We start from the raw sequence: 11,541 nt of genomic DNA, 5'->3' as shown, positions 1-11,541 counted from the left end.
TCATTTATGATTCATTCCATTTGGTGATGGTTTGATCACTAGGAAGCAGGACAGCTAGAATGCCTAAAATCGGTAAAAAGGCTGCACCGATCATGGTAGGCGTTAAACCGAAGGCATCAATGAATGAGCCGAGGGCAACCGATCCGATTGCACCCATTCCAAACGCCAGCCCAACCGTTAAACCAGACATTGTGCCGATTTTCCCGGGAAATAGTTCTTGGGCGTATACCACTGTAACAGAGAAGCTTGACATTAAAATGATGCCAATGAGTCCAAGTAAAACATACGCAAAAACAGGTCCGGCAAAAGGCAATAAAAGGGCAAGTGGAAAGGATGCTAGTAATGAAGCCAAAATCACGGTTTTCTTGCCAAATCGATCTGCAAGCGGTCCGCCTAGAAATGTCCCGACTGCACCCATTATAAGAAATAAGAAAATATAAGTTTGTGATTCTTTAATTGTCAAACCATATTGTTGAATTGCATAAAACGCATAGAAATTCGAGATTGCATTCCCATACCAAGAGCGAGCAAAAATAAGGAAGACGATAATGCCGAGTGCCGCGAGTGCTGACTTGCGATGCATATCAGATCTGGCCGCTTTTGCAGCCGCTTTTTTCGCTTGTGCTCGAATGGTTTGAAGCTTCCCTGCGTACCACCTCGAAATGTAGAGAAGGAAACAGGTAGCAACCAATCCAACAATCGTAAACCAGGCGACTCCTGGCTGGCCGAGCGGGACGAGCATGAGTGCGGCAATCAGTGGTGCAAGGGCTTGACCTGTATTTCCGCCGACTTGATAGATTGATTGTGCAAGTCCACGTCTTGGACCAGCTGCCATATTGGCAACGCGGGAACCCTCTGGATGGAAAATAGCAGAGCCGAGTCCGATAAAGGCGACGCAAAGCAGAATGGTCGTAAAGGATGGTGCAAATGCAAGGCCGAAAATACCGACAGCGCTTGAGAATAGTGCAATGGGAAGTGCGTAGGGCATCGGCCGTTTATCTGTGTACCACCCAATAGCAGGCTGCATCACGGAGGAGACCATATTTAATGTAAAGGCAATCAGCCCTAATTGTGTAAAGGTCAGCCCCATTGATCGTTCTAAAATAGGGAACATGGCAGGAATAACGGCTTGTAATGTGTCGTTGAGCAAATGGCAAATACCGATAATCAATAAAATAGGATAAACTGTTGAGCCGGTGACAGCTTTTTGAGGTTTATCCTTTGCACGAGCAGCAATAGCCAATGAGACTTCCTCCTTTCATTCAACTGGTTTCTTTTTGCATTCTCCTCATTTTATTCATAAGGTGAACTATAAAACAATAGCAAATTGTCATGATGTAGAAAAAAGAGACACACGCTCTTGATGGAGAGCGTGTGTCTCTAAAGGGTTATTCATAAAAAGAAGCGATCACAGGCTTCATTTTTTGAACGACAAGTCCACTGCCGCCGCGGTCTTTCACACCTTCGATCATGCCGATAAGGATGTAATCTTCTTTTTTGGGATGAAACGCAAGTAAAAATCCATTTTCAGTACCATCTGTCGCACCTTGTTTGCTCTTCAGCTCTGCTGTTCCCGTTTTAGCGGCAATATCAGCCCCTTTGATTTGCAGGGGGTGAGCAGTACCGTTTGAATTGGTCACGACTTGAGTCAGTGCGTCTTTTACTTTATTTGCTGAATCTTCTTTTATGATCTGCTTTGGTGATGCTGTTTTTTCATCTTGAATGACGCGAGGATACACAAGCTTGCCTCCTGTTGCAAATGGAGAATAGGCATGTATCTGCTCAATCGGTGACATGAGTAATTCCCCTTGGCCATACGCCGAGTCAGCGAGTAAGATGTCTGATTGAATGCCATCGTTTGACACTTGTGCGGGCTTCATTGTAAACGGCATGTGTAAATCTTCGCCAAACCCAAATGTTTTCACTTTTTTCTCGTAAGTATCTTTGCCGATTTCAAGGGCTTCCTGTCCAAAATAAATATTGTCTGAGTACACGAGGGCATCGACCATGTTGACTTGTTCTTTGTCATGAACCCGTGTAATTTGATAATTTCCCCATGATTGATCCTTCTGCCATTTCAGTCCATGAATGGTGCGCACTTTATTAGGCTTTGTGACACCTGTTTCCAGCCCAATGGCTGCTGTAATGGTTTTGAAGGTGGACCCTGGTGCATATCGGCTCGCATATCGAGCTTGGAATGGAAGATCTGGATTTTCACTGTATGCTTGATATTGCTTAGGTGTCACCCCATTTGTCATGAGATTGACATCATAGGAAGGGGTACTGACAAGTGCTAATAGGTCACCAGATGATGGATTCATGATGGTGACGGCCCCTTTTTCACCCTTCAACTGCTGATAGGCTTTTTTCTGTAAAGAAGCATCAATGGTCAATTTCACTGTTTTTCCGTCTTTTCGGTCTGTTTTTTGTAGTGTTTCTTCAATGCCTGTTTCATCATGGACAATGAGAATGCTTCCGCCATCTTGTCCCCGTAAGTTCTGATCAAATGTGTATTCAAGGCCGGTTTTGCCGATGATTTGATCCGCCTTTAATGCCGGGTTTCTTTTGATATCATCCGCATTTGCTTTTCCGACGTAGCCTGTCAGATGAGCAGCGGCTTCGTTATATGGATAATAGCGCATTTCCTTTGGTTGATAGGTCACGCCACTTACGTCCTTTGGGATTTGCATTTGCTCTAACATAGATTTCAGCGGGACAAATGTGTCATCTGTGACCCATGCTTGTTTCAGCTGGTTTTGAATGAATTCTTCATCTATATCAAAAGAGCTGCTGATTTTTTTGATGTTGCTTTCTTTTTCCTTGTCTGTCCCGAGCTTTCCAGGGATGATGCCAAGTGCGTGTCCACCAGTTGTTTCTGCTAACGTGCGCCCTTTTCGATCTACAATATTTCCGCGTACCGCAGGATCCGTTGTCACTTTGATGGTGTCTCCCTTTTCCATTTGCGGGAAGATGAGGTTAGGTTTCCAATCTACTTTCCACTGATTATCCTCTTTTGAGAGGACGCCTTTATACGAGAGCTTGTTCAGCTTTCCAAGAGATGTTTTCATTGTGACATCATAGGTGAATTCGTACCCGTCTCGTTTGGCCTGTTTTTCTACTTTGAGTTTTGAGATGTTCACATCATGAGCACCGATTCCGCTAAAGATATTGTCGTATTTCTCGGCTAGTTGTTTTTTAGAAAAGTCATTGTCTTTTAGAGATGTACTTGTGACCTCATCTGCGAGCTTCGTAAAGTCTTTCTTTTTCAATTGATTTGTAAAGGATTGAGCTGTCTGTAAGGCCTCTTTTTCTTTGGAGAAAAGTGTATCTTTTAAGAAGAAGAAAGCAACAGCAAGTAAGATGATGCTGATAAGGGGGACGGTGAATTTTTTCTGTTTCCAAAATGATTTCCGCTGATCTGTATACAATGAAAACACCTCAATTTTTGATTAGATCCTCTATATTTTACAGTTATTGTGTACGATTTGTATAGTTTCTCATGGGAATCATGCTGCGTGAATAAGACAAATGAACTGCTGATAGTCATTTTGGGTGTCAAATTTCACTGTGTTTATCGAGTCTTTATGCCTGCTCTTGGTAAAAGGGAAATCACTTCATATCATCGAAGGATCATAAGGGAATTAATTGCTTGGAAGCGATAACAAAATGGAGGGATGTATGATCGCTTATCAAAAAGTGAATATCACAGGATTATTGCTAGGACCGTGCTTATTTCTTACCCTCATGTTTTTGATACCAGCGTCAGAATTGGCCTATGCACCTAAGGTAGTGCTTGCTGTCTCAGCTTGGACGGCTACTTGGTGGGTAACAGAAGCATTGCCGATTCCAGCTGCGTCTCTATTGCCGATTATTTTACTGCCAACACTTGGGGGACTGTCGATGGATGCAACGGCAAAATCCTACGGTGATCCGATTGTCTTTATGTATATGGGTGGTTTTATGATTGCAATTGCGATTGAGAAATGGAATTTACATCGACGAATGGCCTTACATATTCTCGATTTTATTGGCACAAGAAGTGACCGTATTGTATTAGGGATTATGATATCAACGGCTTTTTTATCTTTATGGATTTCGAATGCTGCTACAGCTTTAATGATGCTTCCTGTGGCACTCGCTATCATTAAAGAAGTCAAAGCAAATCAGATATTGTCAGGGCATTCACTTGAGAAGTTTAGTAAAAGCATTTTGCTGTCTGTTGCGTATTCTGCCTCGATCGGCGGATTAGCGACACTCGTCGGAACAGTTCCTAATGCAGTGTTTGCCGCAATGTCTAAAAAATTATTAGATCGTGACATTATGTTTTTTGAATGGTTTTTATTTGGCTTTCCTGTCACAGTCGTTATGCTGTCTCTCTTATATGTATATTTAACAAAAATTCAATTTCGGGTGGAGCATCGAAGTGATATCAAAGCTCACTTCATTCAAAAGGACTTAAAGGATTTAGGAAAGATCAAACAAGAGGAAAAATGGGTTCTTACGGTTTTTCTCATGACTGCGTGCCTATGGATCTTTAAATCTTTGTTGTTTGGAAATCTTTATGTATCAGATACATCTATTGCAATTTTTGGTGCAATCCTGCTCTTTCTCATTCCATCGACGAATGGTGAGAGAATTCTAGAATGGCAGGATATGAAACAGCTTCCTTGGGGGCTATTGCTTTTATTTGGGGGCGGTTTGTCGCTTGCCACAGGATTTGCAGAAACCGATTTGACGGGCTGGATGGGGGAGAAGCTTCAACTTTTAAACGGTCTGTCTTATTTCATGATAATCTTCATTTTAACGGCTGCCGTTCTGTTTATGACAGAATTTATGTCAAATACAGCTGTGGCCAATATGGTGATTCCCATCACAGTAGGGCTTGGCCTGGCCATTGGCATTGAGCCGTATGGTTTAATGGCTGCGGCTGCGTTAGCTTCCTCGTGTGCGTTTATGCTACCAATCTCTACACCGCCAAATGCGGCTGTCTTTAGCGCAGATATACTCAAAATTTCTGATATGGTCAAGGCGGGCTTTTGGTTAAATATCATCAGTATTGTGGCGATTGTTCTTGCGGTTTATTTCTGGCTGCCGATCGTGCTGAGATGAGGGCTTTGATCGAATCGAAACGGTTGGTGCAGGTGTTTCTTTTGGCTTCGGTGCTGGAGCGGGCTTTTTGAGGTGCGCGTCCTTTTGCGTATAATAGGTTGCCCCAATGTTGAGTCTGCCTTGCAGCTGGTCAATGGAAAGTTCACCAAACTCTAGATGGTAGTCAATTTTGTCCACGTGCAGTGATTCAATATGAATGTGCGTATCCTCTGAAACTGGTGAAGCAGGTGCAGACATTTTTTGTTCAAGAGCAGTGAGTCTTTTTTCCAGCTCGACGACAGACGGGGATGGGCTGGATTCCGTTTTTTTAAAGAGTGATTGAATGAAATGTTTCAAGTGACCACAACCTTTTCTTTCGCCTTGCTCTAGTCTATGGAAAAGCTGCCCGGTATATACTTATAGAGATGACAAGAAAGGGGAGAAAAGCATGCTGCCTACACGGATTCAGATTGCTCATATGAAAACGAATAGTATTGGTGCAGGGTCCTCGATGACATTCGGTTCGACGTTCGTACAAAATCACTGCTCGACGATAAAAAGAAACAATGGTTTCGGTGAGCAAAATGCCGATGGCGTGATCACGATCCTGCCGATTGAAACGGTTGATGATCGTGATCAAATAGATGCAGTGAGTATCAATATTCGTCATCTATGATAATCGCAGTTGCTTTTCCTTCATCTTTTTGCAGCCGGATGTACAGCACGCCGTCTTTAAAGGCGGCATTCATTTGACCAAGAATCATATCTGGAAGCCGAATTTTTCTTTCAAACGGACCATATTTCCCTTGCCTTTGACGAAAGTCCTGCTCGTTAAAAAAGGAAAAACGCTGTCCTTTCACAACCAAATATTCCCCATATGACAGCACCTGAACATCTTCCTTCCGGTAGCCAGGCAAATATATTAAGTACTGAAATTCTGTAGGGGTTTCCACAATGTCGATTGGTGGAAATGACGCATCTGTTCCTCGCTGATCTTGTTGCGTGAATGTAAAGGGAGACGGACTATTTGCCATAAAGGGAGATCTTTGCTCATCATCGAATATCATTTTCCAAAAATCATCTCCGTGCATTTGCTGGGCAATATCCATCCACTGCTTCATTTTTTCGAAGTCCATGTGAAGACCTCCTGTTAACATACTTGATGGGTGCTTGCATATACCTATAAAAAGGAGGTTTATCTGTGGTTCAACCAACTCCGTATATCAATATTAATATTTTCATGTTAAAAATTAATTCCTTTGAAAATGCGTCGGCGGTGAATGTCGGACAAAATTTGTTAGCAGAGTGGCAAAACTCAGATAAGAAAAATCAGGGGTACGGACAGAATTTTGGAGATGCCAGCGGTTTTGTCGGAACAAAAAGCCATGTTGATGATCGAGATCAAGTGGACTCACCTGCCTCTTTTTCGCCAGCAGCTAAACCTATTCAAAGGAAGTGACGTGTGATGTTATTCTCACCTTCAGTCGTCAATGTCGGTGCTTTTAAAATCAATGCAATGGACCGGGGGGCTTCACTCACTCTAGGTCCTTATCAGCAGGTCGATTATTTTCTTTCGATGAAAATGAACCAAGGTTTTGGTGAGGACAATGGAGATTGTTCACCGCTTGTCATTCCAATTTCAAGCGTATTAGATCCAGATATGATCGACTCGAATTCAGCTAAAAACAGTGTGATTTAAGCAAAAAAAGAGACCGGGAATCCCCGTGTCTCTTTTCTAATGTGTTTGATTGAGATGGCTTTTTCGTCTTGCATACGTGAAATAAACAATGACACCAATAGCCACCCAGATGAGGAAAGCTCTCCATGTCACCCATGAAAGTGTCGTCGCAAGTTTAATACATATGACGGCACTAATAATCGGAAGAACAGGCACGAATGGTACCTTAAATGCTGCTTTGACATTCGGGTGTTTTTCTCGTAAAACGATCACAGCGATCGAGATCACCGTAAAGGCCGCAAGTGTACCGATGCTGACTAAATTAGCCAGTGTTGATAAGTTGACGAATCCAACGATACATGCCGCAACAATCCCTGTCAGCCAAGTGTTGGCAACCGGTGTTTTCGATTTTGGATGAACGTTTGAGAAAATTTTCGGCATCAGCCCATCTCGGCTCATAGCAAAGGTTAAACGAACCTGGGCATACACAAGAGCGATTAACACGGTCGTAATCCCGATAATCGCACCTGCGGATATAATGCCAGCGACACTATTCAGGCCAACAACTTGAAGAGCAAATGCGACAGGGTCACTGACATTTAGCTTCGTATAGTGAACCATGCCTGTTAAGACGAATGAAACACCGATGTATAAAATCGTACAAACGCCGAGCGCACCAATAATTCCGATTGGCATCGCCTTTTGTGGATTTTTGACTTCTTCTGATGCATTAGCAATTGCATCAAATCCAAGATAAGCAAAAAAGACAGTCGCAGCTCCGGCAATGACGCCATTAAAGCCCATTGGCATAAAAGGTGTCCAGTTTTCAGGTTTAACGTAAGCGAAGCCTGAAATGATAAAGAGCAGGACAATGGCAATTTTGATGAGCACAATGATGTTATTCAGCTTTGTGCTCTCTTTTACGCCTCTTGAGACAATAAAGGTAATGAGTAAAATAATGAGTGCGCCTGGCAGATTAAAGACGGCCCCATCAACGGCTCCAGGTGCACCCGATAAGGCCTTCGGTATGTGCAGGCCGAATCCACTGAGCAGTGATTGAAAATAGGACGACCATCCACTGGCTACAGCAGAGAGCGCAACGACATACTCGAGCATTAAATCCCAGCCCATTAAAAAGGCGAGGAATTCGCCAAGTGTGGCATAAGAATACGTATAAACGCTTCCTGACACTGGAATGGACGAGGAGAATTCTGCGTAGCAAAAAGCAGCAAGAGCGCATGCGATCGCAGCCAAAATAAAAGATATAATAATCGCAGGTCCCGCATCTTTCGCAGCAGCGACCCCCGTAATGACAAAGATCCCAGTCCCGACCACACAGCCGATGCCAAGCAAGATTAAATCAAATGTATTCAAAGAACGACTCAGCCGCTTTGTTTGACTTTCAAGCATGAGCTGGTCGAGAGATTTTTTTCTAAATAAAGAACTCATGTTGACCTCCTAATGGATAAATCTTTTCGTAAGACGAATGTTAGTATATGCGTAAATGATAATTTAGTCAATTGGTTGAAAAACGCTTTAAATCGCTAAAGCGTGACATGTCATAAGCGTTCAATGGATATAAAAAGACATCCGCCGGCACATAACAGGCGAATGCGGCAACAGGAGATCTTACGGCTGTTCAGCAAATATTTTTTCGTTGTACAGCACACTCGGATGGGCAGGGTAATGGGCTGATGAAGCAAGGTGATGGGTTTTGGCTTGCTCCAAATCGCCGAGCTGATAATAACAATAGCAAAGCTGGAGGTGAGGGTACCACGTTTTATATTGGATGAGTGTAAAGCCTGTTTCGTTTTCAGGAGCCTTCAGGGCCTGCTCATACCAAAAGATAGCTGCTTGGTGTTTATTTTGTGTTTTAAAATGATCCCCGATCCGGCAGCAAAATTCAGGGCGGGGTTGATCATATAAGAAGGAGCGCAATAATGAGGATAGGGCCGCTTCCTCGAAACCTACTGCATAGTAGCAGTCAGCTAAATATTGACATGCACGAATTTCATCCTCAATCCAGCATTGTTTTGTGGCTAAAAATTGATGATAAAAACGAATGGCCCTCACATGCTGCTTGTGATCCCTTAGCTCATTGGCAAAGTAAAAGAGATCACGTGGCGTCATCTCCTCACCGTTTGCAAGCATGTCTTCATAAATTCGCAGGTTGCGCCCAGGCTCCCCAGCGGTAGTTTTCTTACGCTTTTGATGTGTGACGGCGATTTCGGCTGGAAAGATGTTGCCATACACTTGGAGAAATTCATGAACGGCTCCGTACCATTGAAAGTGTAAAGCACGCTTGACGAGCCGGTTTCTTCTATATTTAAAATTCACATGACCGTCCTTATCAAATCCAACGTGGTAAAGCATCGAGACGGCATCCACAGCGGGATCAAGAGTCTGCTTGAGCTGAAGAAGCTTTTTTCGGTCCTCTTCAAGCAGGACATCGTCTGCATCAAGCCATAGGATATACTCTTTTGTTGCATGGGAAAAAGAGAAATTGCGGGCTTTTGCAAAATGCTGAACCCATTCAAAGTCGAGCACCTGTGCTGAAAAAGAGTGAGCAATTTCCTTCGTCCGATCTGTTGATCCTGTATCAACGATGATCATCTCATCTACAATGTCTTGAACAGAAGAAAGGCAGTCCGCTAAAACCTCCTCTTCATTTTTCACAATCATACATAAGCTAATGGATATCATCTATAGATCACCTCACCATAGTGTATCGAGCATCAAAAGGAAACATTCTTTTCAGTAGCGGGTTTTTTAAAACTAGTTTTCTGCTACTGGCTGATTTAAAATAAAGGAAGAATCTATGTAAGGGCTGATAAAATTGAGTTTATTGAATGTTGAAGGATTATATAAAACCTATGGCGAAAAAACGCTGTTTGATCATATCTCTTTTCATATAGAACCAAAGGAACGCATCGGTTTAATTGGACCAAATGGAACAGGCAAATCAACGCTTCTAAAGGTGATCGCAGGGCTTGAATCGTTTGAGGAGGGTGACATCACGAAAGCAGGAACACTTGATATCGAATTTCTTGAGCAAGATCCTGAGATGAGCGGAGATGAAACAATTCTCGACTATATTTTTTCTGGAACAGCACCGATGATTCAAACGATGAAGGCGTATGAACAGGCGCTTGCTGATTTAGCGCATGATCCGCAAAATGAAGCAAAACAAGAGGCGCTCATGCGTATGCAAAATAAAATGGATCAGGAGGACGCATGGGATGCAAACCTTTCGGCGAAAACGATTTTGACAAAGCTTGGTGTCCACGATGTGAGCCGTTCTGTTCATGCGTTATCGGGCGGACAGAAAAAGCGTGTTGCCATCGCCAAAAATTTAATCCAGCCTGCGGGTTTGCTGATTTTGGATGAGCCGACGAACCATCTAGATAATGCAACCATTGAATGGCTTGAAGGGTATTTGAGTCAATACAGCGGGGCTGTTATCCTTGTGACCCATGATCGATATTTCTTAAACCGTGTTGCCAATCGGATTTATGAATTAAATCAAGGGCAGTTGTATACGTATAAAGGAAATTATGAAGTCTTTTTAGAAAAAAGAGCAGAACGAGAAGCGGAAGCTCAGGTGAAGGAAACGAAACGTCAAAATCTACTTAGACGAGAGCTTGCTTGGCTGAGAAGAGGGGCAAAGGCTAGAACGACAAAGCAAAAAGCACGAATCGGCAGAGTAGAAGAGCTGAAGGATCAAAAGGGACCTGATGCAAAGGGCGAGCTTGATTTTGCGATCGGTTCTCACCGGCTTGGAAAACAGGTGATGGAGGTAGAAGAGATCAGCATCTCATTTGCTGGCCAAACCCTTGTGGAGCGCTTTTCCGACTTAGTCGTGCCAGGTGACCGTATTGGATTAATCGGACCGAACGGAGTGGGGAAAACCACGTTACTTCATTGTCTAGCGGGTAAAATAGAACCGACTACTGGACAATTGACCATTGGCCAAACGGTTCGCATTGGCTATTACACGCAGGATCATCATGAAATGAATGAAGAGCTGACCATCATTGATTACATCAAAGAAACAGCTGAAATCGTGAAGACAACGGATGGCACCATTGTGACAGCCGAGCAGATGCTGGAGCGGTTCTTATTCCCAAGATCCATGCAGCGCACGTTTATTCGCAAGCTGTCAGGAGGAGAGCGCCGCAGATTATATTTACTAAAAGTCTTGATGGAAGAGCCGAATGTTCTCTTTTTAGATGAGCCGACGAACGATCTTGATACAGAGACGCTCAGCATTTTAGAGGATTATTTGGAGCAGTTCCCTGGCGTAGTCATCACAGTGTCGCATGATCGTTATTTCTTAGACCGAGTCGTTCATCGCCTGCTTGTTTTTGAAGGAAATGGACGCATTTCACATTTTCAAGGGGCATACAGCGATTACATGGAGCAAGAAAAAGAGCAGAAGCGAACAGAGACAAAGCCTGCTGAAAAACAAGTAGAAGCGGCCCCTAAAAAGAGAAAAAAACTGTCCTATAAGGACCAGATTGAATGGGATGGGATTGAAGACCGGATCCAAGCATTAGAGGAAAAAAACCAGCAGCTCGAAGCTAGCATTGCTGAGGCAGGCAGTGATTTCGGGAAAATTCAAGAGCTGATGGACAAGCAAAAAGCCGTCACAGAAGAATTAGAACAAGCGATGGACCGCTGGACAGAACTGTCGATGATGATAGAGGAATTGGAAAGCAATTAAGCGTGCTGACAAAATTGCATAAAAGAAGACGAAGGGCTCATCATGAGCCCTT

Annotated in this window: 11 protein-coding genes; 5 read left to right on the top strand and 6 right to left on the bottom strand. The window is 43.3% G+C overall.

Annotation, left to right across the window (positions count from 1 at the left end; genetic code table 11):
• Window positions 1-4 precede the first annotated feature (4 nt).
• Together GPA07_RS16150 and pbp4 are read right to left on the bottom strand one after the other, a co-directional pair.
• Window positions 5-1,243 carry an MFS transporter gene (locus tag GPA07_RS16150; protein WP_008355862.1) on the bottom strand — a complete coding sequence of 413 codons (1,239 nt, stop codon included), beginning with the start codon at window positions 1,241-1,243 and terminating at the stop codon, window positions 5-7.
• A gap of 145 nt (window positions 1,244-1,388) precedes the next feature.
• A complete protein-coding gene (gene pbp4, locus GPA07_RS16145; RefSeq protein ID WP_157292968.1) occupies window positions 1,389-3,428 on the bottom strand; it encodes a penicillin-binding protein PBP4(5) in 2,040 nt (679 codons plus the stop codon).
• A gap of 250 nt (window positions 3,429-3,678) precedes the next feature.
• On the opposite strand from pbp4, the gene GPA07_RS16140 reads away from it, so the two are divergent.
• Window positions 3,679-5,109: an SLC13 family permease gene (locus GPA07_RS16140; RefSeq protein WP_157292967.1), complete on the top strand. Its 1,431-nt coding sequence runs from the start codon at window positions 3,679-3,681 to the stop codon at window positions 5,107-5,109.
• On the opposite strand, the gene GPA07_RS16135 is transcribed toward GPA07_RS16140, so the two are convergent.
• The gene (locus GPA07_RS16135; RefSeq protein WP_157292966.1) at window positions 5,041-5,445 is read right to left on the bottom strand and encodes a hypothetical protein; all 405 of its coding nucleotides are present in this window, start codon (window positions 5,443-5,445) and stop codon (window positions 5,041-5,043) included. The two genes, GPA07_RS16140 and GPA07_RS16135, sit on opposite strands and share 69 nt — an antisense overlap.
• 91 nt (window positions 5,446-5,536) lie before the next feature.
• Between GPA07_RS16135 and GPA07_RS16130 the strand changes: the two genes are divergently transcribed.
• A complete protein-coding gene (locus GPA07_RS16130) occupies window positions 5,537-5,764 on the top strand; it encodes a hypothetical protein (protein ID WP_008355867.1) in 228 nt (75 codons plus the stop codon).
• Here GPA07_RS16130 and GPA07_RS16125 read toward each other — a convergent pair.
• Window positions 5,745-6,224 (bottom strand): Hsp20/alpha crystallin family protein, encoded by a 480-nt coding sequence (locus GPA07_RS16125; protein ID WP_071167921.1) that lies wholly within the window; start codon window positions 6,222-6,224, stop codon window positions 5,745-5,747. The genes GPA07_RS16130 and GPA07_RS16125 overlap by 20 nt on opposite strands.
• A gap of 65 nt (window positions 6,225-6,289) precedes the next feature.
• Here GPA07_RS16125 and GPA07_RS16120 point away from each other — a divergent pair, with 65 nt between their 5' ends.
• Both GPA07_RS16120 and GPA07_RS16115 read left to right on the top strand, forming a co-directional pair.
• Window positions 6,290-6,547, top strand: a complete 258-nt coding sequence (locus GPA07_RS16120) for a hypothetical protein (RefSeq protein WP_003213975.1) — start codon at window positions 6,290-6,292, stop codon at window positions 6,545-6,547.
• 6 nt (window positions 6,548-6,553) lie between these two features.
• Complete coding sequence (locus GPA07_RS16115; protein WP_008355873.1) at window positions 6,554-6,787, top strand: hypothetical protein; 234 nt, start codon at window positions 6,554-6,556, stop codon at window positions 6,785-6,787.
• Between the two features lie 36 nt (window positions 6,788-6,823).
• Here the strand turns inward: GPA07_RS16115 and GPA07_RS16110 are convergent, their stop codons facing one another.
• Entirely contained in the window at window positions 6,824-8,215 is a 1,392-nt protein-coding gene (locus tag GPA07_RS16110; protein ID WP_008355875.1) for a branched-chain amino acid transporter BcaP, read from the bottom strand.
• 180 nt (window positions 8,216-8,395) lie between these two features.
• On the bottom strand, window positions 8,396-9,469 hold the full coding sequence (locus tag GPA07_RS16105; RefSeq protein WP_157292965.1) for a tetratricopeptide repeat-containing glycosyltransferase family 2 protein: 1,074 nt from the start codon (window positions 9,467-9,469) through the stop codon (window positions 8,396-8,398).
• Between the two features lie 133 nt (window positions 9,470-9,602).
• Here GPA07_RS16105 and GPA07_RS16100 point away from each other — a divergent pair, with 133 nt between their 5' ends.
• On the top strand, window positions 9,603-11,489 hold the full coding sequence (locus GPA07_RS16100; RefSeq protein WP_157292964.1) for an ABC-F family ATP-binding cassette domain-containing protein: 1,887 nt from the start codon (window positions 9,603-9,605) through the stop codon (window positions 11,487-11,489).
• Window positions 11,490-11,541: the final 52 nt, after the last annotated feature.

Source organism: Bacillus sp. ms-22, assembly GCF_009759805.1.
Classification (GTDB): Bacteria; Bacillota; Bacilli; order Bacillales; family Bacillaceae; genus Bacillus; species Bacillus xiamenensis.
Note: the sequence above shows the minus strand (reverse complement) of the source record. Positions and strands in the feature narration are given on the sequence as shown.